Consider the following 16,510-nt stretch of genomic DNA (forward strand, 5'->3'; position numbering starts at 1 on the left):
GCAGCGGAGATCGAATCAACGAAGACCGGGCTCGTCGGGAAGACCGGGCTCGTCGGGACGGGCAAGGGCACGAGCAGCACCGGCCGGATGAACGCCGGAGGGCGGACCGGACCGGGTCCAGCTCACAACCGCGGCCGTTCCAGCCGCGGCCTCACTCGAGCAGCGCGTCGACGAACGCGTTCGGTTCGAACGGGGCCAAGTGGTCCGGTCCCTCGCCGAGCCCGACGAGCTTGACCGGCACGCCGAGTTCGCGCTGCACCTGGAACACGATGCCGCCCTTGGCCGTGCCGTCCAGTTTCGTCAGCACGATGCCGGTCACGTCGACGACGTCGGCGAACACCCGCGCCTGGGCGAGCCCGTTCTGGCCGGTCGTGGCGTCCAGCACCAGCAGCACCTCGTCGACCTGGGCCTTCTTCTCCACGACGCGCTTGACCTTGCCGAGCTCGTCCATGAGCCCGGTCTTGGTGTGCAGCCGACCGGCCGTGTCCACCAGCACCGCGTCCACGCCCGTCTCACCGGCCCGGCTGACGGATTCGAACGCCACGCTGGCCGGATCAGCACCCTCGTTGCCGCGCACCACCTCGGCACCCACGCGCTCGCCCCACGTGCCGAGCTGCTCCACCGCGGCCGCGCGGAACGTGTCGGCCGCGCCGAGCAGCACCGAACGCCCGTCGGCGATGAGCACGCGGGCGAGCTTGCCGGTCGTGGTCGTCTTCCCGGTGCCGTTGACGCCGACGAGGAGCACCACGGCCGGCTTGCCGCCGTCGGCCGGATCTCCGTGCGGCAGCGCCCGCACCGAGCGGTCCATGTCCGGGCCGAGCGCGTCGATGAGCACCTCGCGCAGCAGCGCGCGCACCTGCTCCGAGGTGCGCACCCCCCGCCCGGCGATCTCCGAGCGCAACCGCTCGGAGATCTCCGTGGTGGTGGCCGCGCCGAGATCGGCCATCAGCAGGGTGTCCTCGATCTCCTCCCAGGAGTCCTCGTCGAGGTCACCGGCGCCGAGCAGGCCGAGCAGGCTCTGCCCGAGCGTCGAGCGGGAGCGGGACAGGCGGCCGCGCAGGCGTTCCAGCCGCCCGCTGGTCGGTTCGATCTCCTCCGGTTCGGCCGCGGGCGGGGCAGTGCTCGGCGCCGCCGCGTCGGCAGCGGCGGTCGCGCTCTCGGCGGTTTCCCGCTCGGGCGGGGCGGTCGGGACGGCCGGAGCTTCCTGCTCCGGCACCTCCGGCGCGGCCTTCTGCTCGGCGACCTCCCGCTCGGCAGCAGCCGTTTCGGCCGCCTCCGGCGCCACCGGCTCCGCAGTGCTCGTCGCGCTGTCCGCCGGCGCGGCCGTGGCCGTGTCAGCCGACTCGGCGGCTTCCACGGTCTCGGCTTCCGCGGTCTCCGCTTCTGCGGTCTCGGCTTCCGCGGTCTCCGCTTCTGCGACCTCCGCTTCTGCGGTCTCCGTTTCGGAGGCCTCGGCGGTTTCCCGCTCGGGCGGGGCGGTCGGGACGGCCGGAGCTTCCTGCTCCGGCACCTCCGGCGCGGCCTTCTGCTCGGCGACCTCCCGCTCGGCGGCGGCCGGCTCAGCCGCCGCGTCCGGCAGGTCGACGTCGACGATGCCGCGCCGCTCGCTGTCCCGGGGGACGGCGGCCTCGTCCCCGACCGTGGGTTCGCCGTCCGTCTCGGTGCGGCTCTCCACCGGCTGCTGCTCGGGCTCGGCGGTGGCCGTCGACGATCCGGAACCCTGCTGCGACGGCCCGCCGCTGGACAGGCTGATCCCGCTGCCCGTCTGGTATCCGGTGCGTTGCTGCGTCTGGGACGACGCGACCTCGTCGCCCTGGTCCTGCCGCTCACTCAGGCTGATCCGGCGCCGGCGCGTCAGCAGCAGCCCGGCGGTCACGGCGATCAGCAGTGCCACGAGGACCGCGGCGACGATCACGATCACGGTTGTGCTGGTCACGATTCCCATCCTCGCACCCGCGGCGGCACCCTCCAGCACGAGCCCCGCGGCGCGGGCAACGTTTCGTGCCCGATTCCGCAGCGAAACGGGCGAAACGCTTGCACATCGCACGCCGTGTGGACTAGACCACGGGACGTGCCCACTTGGCGATCGATCGGGGTGCTGTCCGGCACCTCCCTGGACGGCGTGGACGTCGCCGCCTGCGCACTGCGCCCGCGCGGGGAGGTGCTGGAGCTGGAGCCGCTCGGACACACCGAGATCGACTACCCGGATTCGCTGCGCACCGACCTGACCAGCGCACTGCCGCCCGCCCCGGTGACCGCCGCGCAGGTGTGCCACCTGGACACCGCCGTCGGGCAGTGCTTCGCGCTCGCCGCGCGCCGCGGCGTCGAGCTCGCCGGGGGCCGCGCCGACCTGGTCGCTTCGCTGGGGCAGACCCTCTACCACTGGGTGGAGCAGGGCACCGCGCTCGGCAGCCTCCAGCTCGGCCAGCCCGCGTGGATCGCCGAAACGACCGGCCTGCCCGTGATCCACGACTTCCGCGCCCGCGACATCGCCGCAGGTGGGCAGGGTGCACCGCTGGCGAGCGTCCTGGACGCGCTGTGGCTCGCCGACCGGGCGCAGGTGCACGCCGCGTTGAACATCGGCGGCATCGCCAACCTCACCGTCGTCGACGGCGACCGCCTGCTGGCCTTCGACACCGGCCCGGGCAACGCGCTGCTCGACGTCGCCGCCTCCTGGTACACCGACGCCGCACGGGACACCGGCGGGGAACTCGCCGCCCGCGGGCACGTCCGGCGCGACCTGCTCGACCGGCTGCACGCCGACCCGTACCTGCGCCGCAGGCCGCCGAAGTCCACCGGCAAGGAGCACTTCAACGCCACCTACCTGCGCGCCGCCCTGGCCGAGCTCGAGAAGGTCGCGCCGAGCGACCTGCTGGCCACGCTGACCGAGTTCACCGCGGCCACGATCGCCGAGGCCTGCGAGCAGCACGGGGTGGACGTCGTCGTGGCCTCCGGCGGCGGGGTGCGCAACCCCGCGCTCGTCCGCGCGCTGCGCGAGCACCTGGGCGTGCACGGGCGGCGCCTCGTGCGCAGCGACGACCTCGGCCTGCCCGCTTCGGCGAAGGAGGCCTACCTGGCCGCACTGCTGGGATTCCTCACCCTGCACGGCCTTCCCGGCACGGTCCAGGGCGGAACGGGCGCGCGGGGTCCGCGCGTGCTCGGCTCCATCACCCCGGGCGCGGGACCTCTGCACCTGCCCACCCCCGCCGAACCGCCCCGGCGGTTGCGCATCGGCGGCCTGTCGGAGGATTGACCATGCGTTCGGTGGACATCGCGATCATCGTCGTCTACCTGCTGGCGATGCCGGCGCTCGGCGTGCTGCTCAGCGGACGGCAGCGCACCTCCCGCGACTACTTCGTCGGCAACCGCACGCTGCCGTGGTGGGCGGTGTGCCTCTCGGTGGTCGCCACCGAGACGTCCACGCTGACGGTGATCAGCGTGCCGACCGTGGCCTACCTGGGCACGTTCAGCTACCTGCAGCTGGCGATCGGCTACCTGATCGGGCGCGTCGTCGTCGCGTTCTGGCTGCTGCCCCGCTACTACGCCGGGGACCTGGTCAGCGCCTACTCGTTCCTGGGCCAGCGCTTCGGCGGCGGCCTGCAGACCACCGCCTCGGTGACGTTCCTGGTGACGCGGCTGCTCGCGGACGGGCTGCGGCTGTTCGCCACCGCCATCCCGGTCAAGGTCATGCTCGACGCGTTCGGGCTGGAGACGTCCTACTGGCAGATCATCCTGGCGCTGGCCGTGCTGACCGTCGTCTACACCTACTTCGGCGGGATCCGGGCGGTCGTGTGGGTCGACGTGATCCAGATGTTCCTGTACGTGCTCGGCGCGCTCGCCGTGATCGCCTTCCTCGTCACCCGGTTGCCGGAGGGGTGGTTGGGCAGCCTCGCCGACGCGGGCAAGTTGCAGCTGTTCGACCCCGGCGCGCCGATCCTCACCGACCAGTACTCGCTGCTCACCGCCGTGCTCGGCGGGGCGCTGTTCGCCATGGCCTCGCACGGCGCCGACCAGCTGATGGTGCAGCGCCTGCTGGCCTGCCGCACCGTGCAGGACGGGCGGCGCGCGCTGATCGCCAGCGGTGTCGTGGTGTTCGTGCAGTTCGCGCTGTTCCTGTTCGTCGGCGCGCTGCTGTGGGTCTTCTACCGCGGTGCCGCACCCGAATCGATGGGGCTGCAAAGCGACGACGAGCTGTTCCCGAGGTTCATCGTCACCGAGCTGCCACCGGGGCTGTCCGGCATCCTCATCGCGGGCATCCTCGCCGCGGCGATGAGCACCCTGTCGTCGACGCTGAACTCGCTGTCGACCTCGACGGTCACCGACATCTACCGCAAGGTCACCGGCAGCGATTCGCGCGCCCTGCGGCTGGGCAAGGTGTGGACGCTGGTGTGGGCGGCGGTGTTCGTCCTGTTCGGCATGATGTTCAGCAACACCGACAACCCGGTCGTCGAGGTCGGCCTGGAGATCGCCAGCTACACCTACGGGGCCCTGCTGGGGGCGTTCGCGCTGGGGTTGTTCGTGCGCCGCGCCCGCCAGTCCGACGCGATCGCCGCGTTCGTGGTCACGCTGGCCGTGGTGGCCGTGCTCGGCTACGCCGTGCGCCTGCCCGACGGGGAGGGCGGCACCAGCGGTTTGGCCTTTCCCTGGTACACGCCGCTCGGCGTGCTCGTCACCCTGATCGTCGGCACCGTGCTGTCGCTGCTGCACCCGGCGCCGCAGCAGCGCGGCGAGCGCGCCGAGCACGAGTGACCCGGCGGGGCCCGAGCGCCCCCGCGAACCCACGTCGAACGCGGCTGCCGGCCGCTCGGCTCACGCGGGGGCGTCGTCGCCGCTCTCCACCGGCTCGCCCGCGTCCGCACCGGTACCCGCGGCGACCTCGACCGGGTCGGCGCCCGCCGTCCTGCCGACCTCCGCTTCGGAGCGCAGCCGCTGGGAGATCACCTCGGTGATGCCGTCGCCGCGCATGCTCACGCCGTAGAGCGCGTCGCCGATCTCCATCGTCGGCTTCTGGTGCGTGATGATGATCAGCTGCGAGGTGGTGCGCAGCTGGTCCAGCAGGGTGATCAGCCGCCGCAGGTTCGTGTCGTCCAGCGCGGCCTCGACCTCGTCGAGCACGTAGAACGGGGAGGGCCGGGCGCGGAAGATCGCCACGAGCATCGCCACCGCCGTCAGCGACTTCTCCCCGCCGGACAGCAGCGACAGGCGTTTGACCTTCTTGCCCGGCGGGCGCGCCTCCACCTCGACGCCGGTGGAGAGCATGTCCTCCGGGTCGGTCAGCGTCAGCCGCCCGGACCCGCCGGGGAACAGCACGGAGAAGACCTTCTCGAACTCGGTGGCGACGTCCTGGAACGCGGAGGAGAAGACCTCCAGGATCTTCTCGTCGACCTCCTTGACCACGTCGAGCAGGTCCCGCCGGGTGGCTTTGAGGTCCTCCAGCTGGTTGGACAGGTACTTGTAGCGCTCCTCCAGCGCCGCGTACTCCTCCAGCGCCAACGGGTTGACCTTGCCCAGCTGCTGCAGGTCCTTCTCCGCGCGGTTGGCCCGGCGCTCCTGCTCAGCGCGGTCGTACGGCACCGACGGCGGCTCGCTGACCTGATCGCCGCGCTCCTTCGCCGCCTCGTACTCGGCCATCTCCGCAGCGCTCGGCGGCACCGGCACGTCCGGCCCGTACTCCGCGGCGAGATCGTCGAGGGCCACGCCGAACTCCTCGACGACCTTGGTCTCCAGCTGCTCGATGCGCATCCGCTGTTCGGCGCGCACGACCTCGTCGCGGTGCATCGCGTCGGTGAGCTTCTCCAGCTCGCCGCTGAGCTCGCGCACCTGCTGGCGCGTCGTGTTCAGCGCCTGCTCGTTCTCCGCCTGCTTGCGCTGCGCCTCGTCCCGCGCTTCGGTGGCCGCCCGCAGCGAGGTGCGGATGCGTTCCGCGGCCTGCTCGGCGCCCTCCACCACGGCGCCGGCGACGCGGGCGCCGCGTTCGCGGGCCTGGCGCGCGGCCTCGGCGCGGGCGCGGGCCTCCCGCTCGTGGCGTGCGGTGCGGCGCAGCTGGTCGGCGCGGCCCTGCACCGAGCGGGCCCGCTCCTCAGCGGTGCGCAGGGCCAGCTGCGCATCCACCTCCTGCTGGCGCACCTGGGTGAGTTCCTCGTTGAGCCGGTCCCGCTCGGTGGTGTCCGGCTCGGCCGCCTCTTCCTGCTCGGTCTGCACCGAGGCCAGCTGCTCCTCCAGGGCGGCCAGCCGCATCTGGGACTTCTCCCGCGACTGCTCCACCTCGGAGCGCTGCTTGGTCAGCCGCTGCACCTCGGCCTGGGCGGACTCGGCGGCCTTGCGGAGGCTGTTGATGCGCTCGCTGCTGCGGGCGCGGCGCACCTTGGCCTCGTTGATCTCCTCCTGCACCGAACGCAGTTCCGCGTCGCGCGCCTCCTCCTCGGCGCGGGCGCCCGCCAGCGCTGCCGAGTGCTGCTCCAGCCGGCGCTGCGCCGCGGCGAGCTCCTGCTCCGCCTCGTCGACCGCGGCGCGGACCTCGAGCGTGCTCTGCGCGTCCTCGGAGCCGCCGCCGGCCCAGTGCGCCCCGAGAACGTCCCCGGAGGTGGTCACCGCGCGCACCTCGGGATGCCGCCGGACCAGGTCGGAGGCGGTGTCCAGGTCGTCGACCACGGCGACGCGGTCCAGCGCCCGCAGCACGGCCGGGCGCAGCGCTTCCGGCACCGCCACCAGGTCGACCGCCCAACGGCCGGCTTCCAGCGCGGGCCAGCAGCCGCGGTCGACGGTGCTCGCCTCCGAACCGACGAGCATCGCGGCGCGTCCGGTGTCGTCGTCGCGCAGCAGCCGCAGCGCGGCGACCGCGTCGTCGACGTCCTGCACCGCGACCGCCTCGGCGACGCCGCCGAGCGCGGCGGCCAGCGCCACCTCGGCGCCGCTGTCCACGGTCAGCAGCGCGGAGACGGCGCCGAGCAGGCCGGGCACGCGTTCGCCGGCCTGCAACAAGGCGCCCGCGCCGTCCTTGCGGTTGAGCCCCGCGGACAGCGCCTCCACGCGCGCCTTCCAGGAAGCGATCTCCTGCTCGGCGGTGCGCTCTTCCTTGCTGAGCTCGGCGACTCGTTCCCGCGCGGCGTCGCGGCCCTGGGTGGCGCTGGTCAGCCGGTCCTGCAGGTTCTCCTCGCCGGAGTCCTCCTCGCCGGTGGTGTCCTCGGCGTCGGCGCGGGCGCGTTCGGCCTCCTCCGCGCGTTCGCCGGCCTCCTGCAGCGAGGTGGTGAGCCGTTCGATCTCGTCGGTGGTGGCGCTGAGGGTGCTGCGGGTGGATTCGACCTCGCCGGAGAGCTTGGCCAGGCCTTCGCGCCGGTCGGCGATCGCGCGGACGGCGGCGAGGTGCTCCTGCTCGGCCTGCTGGGCCGCGGTGTCGAGCTCCTTGCGCCGCTCGGTGGTGCGGTTCAGCTTCTCGCGGGCCTCTTCGGTCTCCTCGCGGAGCTCGATCTCCTGCTCTTCGGCCTCGTCCGCCTCGGCTTCGAGCTCCTGCGGATCGCGGCCGGGCCGCTGCTCCTCGGTGGGGGCGGCGCTGAGGTGGCGGTGCCGTTCCTGCGCCAGCCGCAGCGTGCCGCCCAGGCGTTCCTCCAGGGCGGACAGCCGGTACCAGGTGTCCTGCGCCTCGTTCAGCCGCGGCGCGTCGGCGGCCGCCTGCTCCTCGAGCGACTTCTCCGCGGCCTGGGCGTGCTGCAGCTGGGTTTCCACCTCGGCCCGCTTGGCGCGGGCCGCTTCCTGATCGGCTTCGTCCTTGGCGAGGTCCTGGCGGGCGGAGACGAGGTCGTCGGCGTGCAGCCGCAGCCGCGCGTCCCGCAGGTCCGCCTGCACCGTCTGCGCCTTGCGGGCGATCTCGGCCTGCTTGCCCAGCGGTTTCAGCTGCCGCCGCAGTTCGCTGGTGAGGTCGGTCAACCGGGTGAGGTTGGCCTGCATCGCCTCCAGCTTGCGCAGCGCCTTCTCCTTGCGCTTGCGGTGCTTGAGCACGCCCGCGGCCTCCTCGATGAGCCGCCGGTGCTCCTCCGGTTTCGCCTGCAGGATCGTGGACAGCTGGCCCTGGCCGACGACGACGTGCATCTCCCGGCCGATGCCCGAGTCGGACAGCAGTTCCTGCACGTCCCGCAGGCGGCAGGTGTCGCCGTTGATCTCGTACTCGCTGGCGCCGTCGCGGAACATCCGCCGCGTGATCGAGACCTCGGTGTACTCGATCGGCAGCGCCCCGTCGGCGTTGTCGATGGTGAGCGTGACCTCGGCGCGGCCCAGCGGTTGGCGCCCGGAGGTGCCCGCGAAGATGACGTCCTCCATCTTCCCGCCGCGCAGCGCCTTCGCGCCCTGCTCACCCATCACCCAGGTCAGGGCGTCGAGCACGTTCGACTTGCCGGATCCGTTCGGGCCCACCACGCAGGTGATGCCGGGTTCGAAGCGCAGCGTGGTGGCCGAAGCGAAGGACTTGAACCCCTTCAGCGTCAGGCTCTTCAGGTGCACGGCGTCGATCGACCTTCCCGCGTTGCGAGTTGCCGCCGGTCACGGCGTTCCACCGGCGAGAGCTTACCCGGTGCTCCCGGGGCCGGTACCACCTCGGCCGCCCGCGTGGCGCGGTGGTGGCGCGCCAGCGGCACCAGGCCACTACCGCTCGACGAACTCCGTCAGCTCGCCCCTGGGTTCCGCCCACTGCTCCACGACGTTGTCCACCCGCCCCGGGGTGTCGCCGGACCGCAGCGCGTCCAGCAGCTTCCGGCAGTCCTGCCGGGGGCCTTCTGCGACCACTTCCACGCGGTCGCCCGGCTTGTTGGCGGCGCTGCCGACCAGGCCGAGCTCCAACGCACGGGCCCGCGTCCACCAGCGGAAACCCACGCCCTGCACGTGTCCGTGCACCCATGCCGTCAGTCGCGCGTGCTCTGCTTCGGTCACGTCCGCATCATGCCTGACCCGCCGCGGCTGCGGCACACCACCGCGGCGCGCTCGGCCGCACCGGTGCGGACCTGCGGATCATCGCGGTTCGCCCGGTCGCTACGGTGTTGCTCCGACCACCCGAATCCGCGAGGACCGCGATGGACGAGCAAGACCCGGACGCCCGCCCGAAACGCCTGTTGCTGCTGGTCGCCACCGGCGTGGGCGTGGCCACCGTTTTCGCCGCGGTTGCGGCGATGGTCGCCACGTCGCAGCGCCCGGACGAGGCGGGGCCGGACATCACGCTGCAGCCGACCTCGGCCGTCGAGTCCACCACGCCGGGGTCGCGGCCGCCGCAGCCGCCACCGCTCGCGCCCTCCTCCACGTCCTCGCCGGCTGCGCGGTCGGGAACCACCTCCGCGGCATCGGACTCGGGGGAGACGACCGCGTCCTCCGCGCAGGAGCGGCCGGAACCGGACGTGCCGGAACGGCCGCCCGCACCGCCGCCGGAACCGCCGGGGACCGGAACCAGCGCGCCCCCACCGCCGACGAGCACCGGGGATCCGGAACCGACGAGCGACTCGCCGACGACCTCGCACCCGACGGAGCCGAGCCCGCCGCCGACGAGCGACCCGCCGACGACGAGTACGGGGCCGACGAGCACGGGGCCGACGGAACCGCCCGAGCCGACCGGCTCACGGCATCCGGGGCCGACGAGTCCCGGCAGCCCCTCGGCCGGGTGAAAACTGCTCGGTCCGCGGCCCCGGTCGAGCGGACGTGGCCGCGCGCTGCCGTCAGCGGAGCACGTTGATGGTGGCCTGCTGCTCGGGCGCGGGGTTCTCGCCGCACAGCGCCGTGCCCACGACCTGCTGCGTCGCCCGTTGCAGCCGCGCAGCGTCCTGCGGGTCGCCCGAGTCGGTCGCACCGCTGGTCACCGACATCTCCAGGCGCTTGTTCCCGTCCGGGCCGGCGAACAAGAAGGAGATGTATCCCGGCACGCCGCCGGTGTGCCCGAGCACCGTGCCGCACGCACCGAGGTCCATCTCCATCAATCCGAGGCCGTAACCCTGGCCCGCTTCCGCGGGGCGCATCTTCCGCATCTCCTCGAGCGAGCTCGGGGACATGAGCTTGCCGTCGAGGAGCGCGGAGAGGAACTCCTCCAGGTCCTCGTTCGTGGAGATCACTTCCCCCGCGCCGTAGCTCCAGGACGGATCGACCCTGGTGACGTCCACGATCTTGAGGCCGTCGCCCTGCGCGAAGCCGTAGTAGCCGTGAGCGTGCCGGCCGGGGACGTCCGGCTCGGTCCCGGGTACGACGGTGTCGTGCATGCCGACCGGCTGGAAGACCCGCTCGCGCAGCGCGTTCCCGTACGGTTCGCCGGTGACCTCCTCGACGATCAGGGCTGCCAGCACGTAGTTGGTGTTGGAGTACGACCACTGGCTGCCGGGCTCGAACCTGGCCGGTTCGGACAGCGCGAGCCGCACCAGCTCCTCCGGCGCATAGGTGCGGAACCGGTTGTCCACGAACTCCTGACCGATGAGGGGGATGCCGGGCTCGAACGAGCCGTCCGGGTTCGTCTCGCCGGTGTAGTTGAAGATCCCGCTGGTGTGCTGCAACAGCATCCGAACGGTGATCCGCGGATCGAGGTCGAACTGCGGGAGGTGCTCGACGGCTGGCCGATCCAGGGCGATTTCGCCCTCGTCGACCAGCTGGAGCAGAACGGTGGAGAGCATGGTCTTGCTGATGCTCCCGATCCGGTAGGTGCCGTTCTGCGGCACCGGCGCAGGTTTCCCGAGCTCGGAGACCCCGGCGCGCCCGTCCCACTCGCCCTTCCCGTCCGTCAGGCTCACTTGGACCCCGGCGGCGCCCGACTTCGCCAGTTCCTCCATCGCCCGCTGCACGGCGGGCCGCTCGGACGTGGACTCGGCGGCGGCGGTGGCCGATGCCGAGGAGCAGAACAGTGCCGTGATCAGGAGCGTGGTTCCAACGTTCCGGCTGCTCCGCTTCATGCGGACCCCTTTCCTCGGTGTGACACGTCCGAGGCATTCTCGGACAAACCGATCATCGGGACACCGCGTTCGCGGGATTCTCAGCTGATCGGACCTGTCCGGCGTTCCGCCCGGAACTGCTGGACCGCGGTTACCTGGACCGGGGGGCACCTGGACCGGGGTCACCTGGACTGCGATCACTCCGGGTCCGCGACGAGGTCGGCCCGCTCCACCGTCGGCGCGATCAGCGCCGCGTTGTGCTCGTCGCTGCGTTCGACCCACTCGCGCGCCTGCTCGGGGCTGCGTCCGTACCGGACGTGCCGGTCGATGAGCCGCTGCACGCGCACACCCTCGTCCGGGGCGAGGAACCAGGCCTCGTCGAGCAGACCGCGGATCTCGTCCCAGGGCGAACGGTCGAGCAGCAGGTAGTTGCCCTCGGTGAGCACCAGCGGCACCTCGGGCGGCACGGCGATCTCCGCGGCGTAGGACTCCTCGAACGAGCGGTGGAACTCGGGGGCGTAGACGGTGTGCTCCGGCCGCTCGCGCAGGCGCCGCAGCAGTGCCACGTACCCGGCCGCGTCGAAGGTGTCCGGTGCACCTTTCCGGTCCTGGCTGCCCAACCGGCGCAGTTCGGCGTTGGCCAGGTGGAACCCGTCCATCGGCACCAACGCCGCGTCCTCGCCCAGTGCGCCGAGCAGGAGCTTCGCGAGCCGTCCCTTGCCCGCCGCGGGGGCACCTGTGATGCCCAGCAACTTCCGCTCGCCGCTCGTGGCGAGGGTCCGGGCGCGTTCCACGAGCGCGTCGAATTCGATCACGGGCCCAGGCTACGGGCGGTGCGCACCGGGCGCGGGCGCCGTCAGATCTCGAAGCGGTAACCGCGACCCGGTTCGGTGATGAGGTGGCGCGGGCTGTCCGGTTCCGGTTCGAGCTTCCGCCGCAGCTGAGCCAGGTAGCCGCGCAGGTAGTGCGTCTCGCGGGCGTAGTCGGGGCCCCACACCCGGGCCAGCAGCTCCTGCTGGCCGACGAGCGCGCCGTCCGCGCGCACGAGGATTTCGAGGATGGCCCACTCGGTCGGCGTCAGGTGCACGGTGATCCCGCCGCGCGTGACCTTCTTCGCGTCGAGGTGCACCGAGAACGAGGGGGTGCGCACGATGCCCGGGGTTCCGCAGCCGCTCCCGCGCCGCGTGACCGCCTGCAGGCGGGCGAGGAATTCCCCGAGGTCGAAGGGCCTGCTCACGCAGTCGTCGGCGCCGGCGTTGAGCAGTTCCGCGCGCAGGTCGGGGCTGTCCCGCGGCGCCACGGCGAGCACGGGCGCGTCGCTGCGGGCGCACAGCCGTGCCACGGCGGCCGCGTCCGTGGCCGCGCCGAAGTCGGCGATGCGCGCGTCGGGTTCCGCTTCGGCGGGGGCGGTGTCGTCGAGCACCTCGTAGCCGTGCGGTGACAGGACGGCCCGGAACGCACGTGCGGCGTCGGGGGCCTCCGCTGTGACCACAACCGTCGGCATACGCCTCCTTCGGTTCGGCGGCGATGGCGTCCCTTCCTATCGCGTGGCGCGTTGTGTCCGGCACCACCTCCGCTGCGGATGACGGCAGAGCACGCGGCGGAGCCGCGCCCGGTCCGATCCGTTCGCCCCTTCTGCCCGATTCACGTGTGGGTGAGGTCACTCTGCCACCGGATGAGCACCTCCGAAACATTTCGTTAACCTTGCTAAACAAAGACCTGCGACCCCACCGACAACTCCGGAGCAGGAGCCCCCGTCGGCACACCCGGCCGCACCGGCGATGCCGTCCGCGACGGCGAGGTCGCCCTCGTCTGCAGCGGCGAGAGCTACAACTTCACCGACATCCCCGCCGGGCTCGGCGACGCCCGTACCAGGGCGGGCCGCTACCGGTGCGCGTTGCGCGGGCGGGGCTGGCACGACGGGCAGCTGTAAGCCGAGCGGTTCATGAACACGTCGCGGCGCACCGCCGCGCCGCAGCGCGGGCACGGCAGTCCGTCCCGGCCGTACACCGCCAGGGAACGCGCGAAGTAGCCCGATTCGCCGTTGACGTTGACGTACAGCTCGTCGAACGAGGTGCCGCCCGCCCGCAGCGCTTCGCTCAGCACCGCGGCGACCGCGTCGAACAACCGGTGCACCGTGGGCCGGTTCATCGTGGCGGTGGGACGCGCCCAGTGCAGCCCCGCCCGCCACAGCGCCTCGTCGGCGTAGATGTTGCCGATGCCGGAGACGAGCCCCTGGTCCAGCAATGCCCGTTTCGCGCCGGTCCTGCGGGCGCGGAACCGCTCGGTGAGCGCGGCCAGGTCGAAGGCGCTCTCGAGCGGGTCGACGGCGATGTGCTCGATCGGCTTCGGCACGGCCAGTCCGGCGGCGGGCACGAGCTCGGCCAGGTGCAGACCGCCGAACGTGCGCTGGTCGACGAACCGCAGCTCCGGACCGCCGTCGTCGAAGCGGAACCGCACCCGCAGGTGCCGCTCGTCGGCGGCCCCGGACGGCTGCACGAGCAGCTGACCGCTCATCCCCAGGTGCACGACCACGGAATGGCCGAAACCGGCATCGGCGACAGCGTCCTGCTCGGTCGCTCCGAGGACATGCTCAACCTCGCCCGGGACTTGCTCAGCCGCACCGAGTTCGCACCACAGGTACTTCCCGCGACGCCGCACGCCGCGCACGCGGCAGCCGACCGTGCGGGCGACGAAATCGTCCGTTCCGGGCACGTGGCGTCGCACCGCACGCGGGTGCAGCACCTCGACCGCCGCGATCGTACGTCCCGCGACGTGCTCGTCCACGCCGCGGCGGACGACTTCGACTTCCGGCAGTTCAGGCACGACACGTCCTCGGCGGTCCGATGGTGCTCGGTGCTCGCGGATGCGGCGAGCACCGCTGTCGCCGGCGAGCACCGCGTCCGGCGCCGCATCCGCTCACGACCGGTATGCAGACGCCCGCGGCCGCAACCGGACGACTACTCCGCGGCACCCGATGCGGCCGCGTCCTCGACCTCGGCGGTAGCCCGGCTCCCAGCGGCGGCCCGGCTCTCGGACAGCGCGCGCCACGCCGTCTCCGCCGCCTTCTGCTCGGCCTCCTTCTTGGTGCGACCTTCGCCGCGGCCGAACACGTCACCGCCGACGGACACCGAGGCGTGGAACTCCTTGCGGTGATCAGGACCCTGCTCGTCGACGTGGTACTCGGGCACGCCGAGCGAGGACGCCGCGGTGAGCTCCTGCAGGCTGGTCTTCCAGTCCAACCCCGCTCCACGCTGCGGAGCCTCGTTCAGCAGCGGGTCGAACAAGCGGTAGATGACCTCGCGGGACACCTCGATCCCGCTCTGCAGGTACACCGCGCCGAGCACGGCTTCGAGCCCGTCCGCGAGGATGCTCGCCTTGTCCCGACCGCCGGTGAGTTCCTCACCGCGTCCCAGCAGCAGGTAACCGCCCAAGCCGCCGTCACCGAGCTGCCGGGCCACACCGGCCAGCGCGTGCTGGTTGACCACGCTCGCGCGCAGCTTCGCCAGCTGACCTTCCGGCAGGTCGGGGTGGTCGTTGTACAGCCGGTCGGTGATCACCAGCCCCAGCACCGCGTCGCCCAAGAACTCCAGCCGCTCGTTCGGCGGCAGTCCCCCGTTCTCGTACGCGTAGGACCGGTGCGTCAACGCGAGGGTGAGCAGCTCGGCATCGATCTCGATGCCGAGCGCTCGCAACAGTGCACTTCGGTCGGCCTTGCGGCCCCGAGATTGCTTTCCCCCCACAGCACGACCACCGATCAGGCAGGCTGCCCGATCTGGCGACCGTTGTACTGGCCGCAAGCCGGGCAGACCCTGTGCGGCAGCTTCGGCTGACGGCACGAACGGTTCGGGCACTCCGAAACGGTGGGAGCCGACGCCTTCCACTGCGAACGACGGTGGCGAGTGTTGGAGCGGGACTTCTTGAACTTCGGGACGGCCACGACTAGCTCTCCTTCTCGGTCCCGCCGAACCGCTCACGCAACGCGGCCCAGCGCGGATCAATGGTCTCATGCGTGTGGTCAGCGGCGAGGTCCACCCACTTCTCCCCGCAGCCGGCGCACAACCCCGGGCAGTCGGGGGAACACACCGGAGCCGAAGGCATCGCGGGCAGCATCGCGTCGCGAACCACCGGTTGCAGGTCGATCTGATCGTCCACGATCCGCTCGACCTCGTCCTCGTCGGTGCTGGTGTCCGTCGCGCTGTCCGGGTACGCGAACAGCTCCCGCACCTCGACCTCGACCTCGTCGGAAACGGGGTCCAGGCAGCGGGCGCACTCGCCCTTCAGCTCCGCTGCGGCGGTGCCGGACACCAGCACGCCTTCCACCACGGACTCCGCCAGCACTTCGAGCCGCACCGCAGCACCGGCCGGAACCGCGATCATGTCCAGGCCGAACCCCTCCGGAGCGGGGATCTCCCAGGAGTACGCACGACTGCTCCCCGGCTGGTACGCCAGTTCCCGGACATCAACGGTCCAGGAATCCCCGGAGGCGTGCGCGTCGGCTTGCTCAGGCATCACAGATCTCGGTCGTGTTCTCGGTACGGGTCGGTGAACAGGGCCGGCGGTCGGGTGCGGTGAACCCGAGTGACGGCGTCACCCGAGGCCAGCTCGTCCAGGGTACGCGAACAGCGCGCGCACCTGACACAGGGTCCGCACGCCCCCCCGCTGCGCACAACTCGGGACGCGGGCGGCTCGGGGCGCGTGCGGTTCAGGGGCAAGCCCGGTCCCGAGCGGACCGGCCGTCGGTTCGCCGTTCGGTTCGCCGCTCAGTTCGCCGCGGCGTGATCGGAGGGCTCCTGCCAGTCCTCGTAGTCGAACGGCTCGTTCAGCGGAGTGCGCAACTGCTGCCTGCCCCGGCCCACGGTGCGCAGGGTCCGCGAGAGCAGGTCCTCCAACTCGCCCAGGCGCGAGTCGACGTAGGCGTCGCACTCGCTGCGCAACCGCTCGACATCGCTGTTGCCCTGGTCCACGATGCGCTTGGCCTCGGCGTGGGCCTCCTGGGCCACTTCGGTCTCGGCGACCAGGCGGGACTGCTCCGACCTGCCCTCGTGCACGGACTGTTCGTACGCCGCCCGGCCTGCCTGCACCATCCGGTCGGCCTCCGCCTGCGCGCGGCTGATGTAGTCCTCGTACTCGCGCCGCGCGGAGCTCGCGGTCTGCTCGGCCTCGGCGCGTGCTTCGGCCCGCACCTGGTCGGCCTGCTCGCGCGCGTCGGCCACGAGCTGCTCGGCCTCGGAGCGCGCCTCGGACAGGGTCCGCTCGGCCTGCTGGCGCGCCTCGGTGAGCCGCTGGTCGGCCTGCGACTCGGCTTTGGAGACGACGCCGTCGCGCTGGTCGAGCACGTCCTGGGCGTCGTCGACCTCGCGCGGGATGGCGTCCCGCACGTCGTCGAGCAGTTCCAGCACGTCCCCGCGCGGCACCACGCATCCGGACGTCATCGGCACGCTGCGCGCTTCTTCGACGATCGTGACCAGCTCGTCGAGAGCCTCGAACACCCGGTACACCTTCAGCTCCCTGCCGTCGTTGCCGCCTCGGGGCAAGCATGTCAGAGCACCCGCAACCGGCGATCATGGGTAGTGCCCCCGCCAGTCTGCCCCTCCGCGGACGCCACGTCCCGCAATTTCCGC

Annotated in this window: 14 protein-coding genes; 2 read left to right on the plus strand and 12 right to left on the minus strand. The window is 72.2% G+C overall.

Annotation, left to right across the window (positions count from 1 at the left end; translation table 11 throughout):
• Positions 1 to 151: 151 nt before the first annotated feature.
• A complete protein-coding gene (ftsY, locus tag ACVGV2_RS16035; protein ID WP_459163175.1) occupies positions 152 to 1,945 on the minus strand; it encodes a signal recognition particle-docking protein FtsY in 1,794 nt (597 codons plus the stop codon).
• A 126-nt stretch (positions 1,946 to 2,071) separates the two neighbouring features.
• Between ftsY and ACVGV2_RS16040 the strand changes: the two genes are divergently transcribed.
• The gene (locus ACVGV2_RS16040; protein ID WP_459163176.1) at positions 2,072 to 3,253 is read left to right on the plus strand and encodes an anhydro-N-acetylmuramic acid kinase; all 1,182 of its coding nucleotides are present in this window, start codon (positions 2,072 to 2,074) and stop codon (positions 3,251 to 3,253) included.
• Between the two features lie 2 nt (positions 3,254 to 3,255).
• Entirely contained in the window at positions 3,256 to 4,749 is a 1,494-nt protein-coding gene (locus ACVGV2_RS16045; RefSeq protein WP_459163177.1) for a sodium:solute symporter, read from the plus strand.
• Between the two features lie 60 nt (positions 4,750 to 4,809).
• Here ACVGV2_RS16045 and smc read toward each other — a convergent pair whose 3' ends face one another.
• The 11 genes from smc to ACVGV2_RS16100 form a co-directional block, all read right to left on the minus strand.
• The gene (smc, locus tag ACVGV2_RS16050) at positions 4,810 to 8,493 is read right to left on the minus strand and encodes a chromosome segregation protein SMC (protein ID WP_459163178.1); all 3,684 of its coding nucleotides are present in this window, start codon (positions 8,491 to 8,493) and stop codon (positions 4,810 to 4,812) included.
• 141 nt (positions 8,494 to 8,634) lie between these two features.
• Positions 8,635 to 8,919 (minus strand): acylphosphatase, encoded by a 285-nt coding sequence (locus ACVGV2_RS16055; protein WP_459163179.1) that lies wholly within the window; start codon positions 8,917 to 8,919, stop codon positions 8,635 to 8,637.
• 7 nt (positions 8,920 to 8,926) lie between these two features.
• Entirely contained in the window at positions 8,927 to 9,562 is a 636-nt protein-coding gene (locus tag ACVGV2_RS16060; RefSeq protein WP_459163180.1) for a hypothetical protein, read from the minus strand.
• A gap of 130 nt (positions 9,563 to 9,692) precedes the next feature.
• Positions 9,693 to 10,907 carry a serine hydrolase domain-containing protein gene (locus tag ACVGV2_RS16065; protein ID WP_459163181.1) on the minus strand — a complete coding sequence of 405 codons (1,215 nt, stop codon included), beginning with the start codon at positions 10,905 to 10,907 and terminating at the stop codon, positions 9,693 to 9,695.
• 176 nt (positions 10,908 to 11,083) lie between these two features.
• Positions 11,084 to 11,701 carry a nucleoside/nucleotide kinase family protein gene (locus ACVGV2_RS16070; RefSeq protein WP_459163182.1) on the minus strand — a complete coding sequence of 206 codons (618 nt, stop codon included), beginning with the start codon at positions 11,699 to 11,701 and terminating at the stop codon, positions 11,084 to 11,086.
• Positions 11,702 to 11,742: 41 nt separating this feature from the next.
• Positions 11,743 to 12,390 (minus strand): winged helix-turn-helix domain-containing protein, encoded by a 648-nt coding sequence (locus ACVGV2_RS16075; RefSeq protein WP_459163183.1) that lies wholly within the window; start codon positions 12,388 to 12,390, stop codon positions 11,743 to 11,745.
• A 380-nt stretch (positions 12,391 to 12,770) separates the two neighbouring features.
• The gene (mutM, locus tag ACVGV2_RS16080) at positions 12,771 to 13,712 is read right to left on the minus strand and encodes a bifunctional DNA-formamidopyrimidine glycosylase/DNA-(apurinic or apyrimidinic site) lyase (RefSeq protein WP_459163184.1); all 942 of its coding nucleotides are present in this window, start codon (positions 13,710 to 13,712) and stop codon (positions 12,771 to 12,773) included.
• Between the two features lie 134 nt (positions 13,713 to 13,846).
• Positions 13,847 to 14,629 carry a ribonuclease III gene (gene rnc, locus ACVGV2_RS16085; RefSeq protein ID WP_459163185.1) on the minus strand — a complete coding sequence of 261 codons (783 nt, stop codon included), beginning with the start codon at positions 14,627 to 14,629 and terminating at the stop codon, positions 13,847 to 13,849.
• Positions 14,630 to 14,643: 14 nt separating this feature from the next.
• Positions 14,644 to 14,826, minus strand: coding sequence for a 50S ribosomal protein L32 (rpmF, locus tag ACVGV2_RS16090; protein ID WP_459163186.1), 183 nt, complete (start codon positions 14,824 to 14,826; stop codon positions 14,644 to 14,646).
• Between the two features lie 2 nt (positions 14,827 to 14,828).
• Positions 14,829 to 15,398: a YceD family protein gene (locus tag ACVGV2_RS16095; protein ID WP_459163187.1), complete on the minus strand. Its 570-nt coding sequence runs from the start codon at positions 15,396 to 15,398 to the stop codon at positions 14,829 to 14,831.
• 251 nt (positions 15,399 to 15,649) lie between these two features.
• Positions 15,650 to 16,387, minus strand: coding sequence for a DivIVA domain-containing protein (locus tag ACVGV2_RS16100; protein ID WP_459163188.1), 738 nt, complete (start codon positions 16,385 to 16,387; stop codon positions 15,650 to 15,652).
• Positions 16,388 to 16,510 lie beyond the last annotated feature (123 nt).

It is taken from the genome of Bounagaea algeriensis, assembly GCF_054491375.1.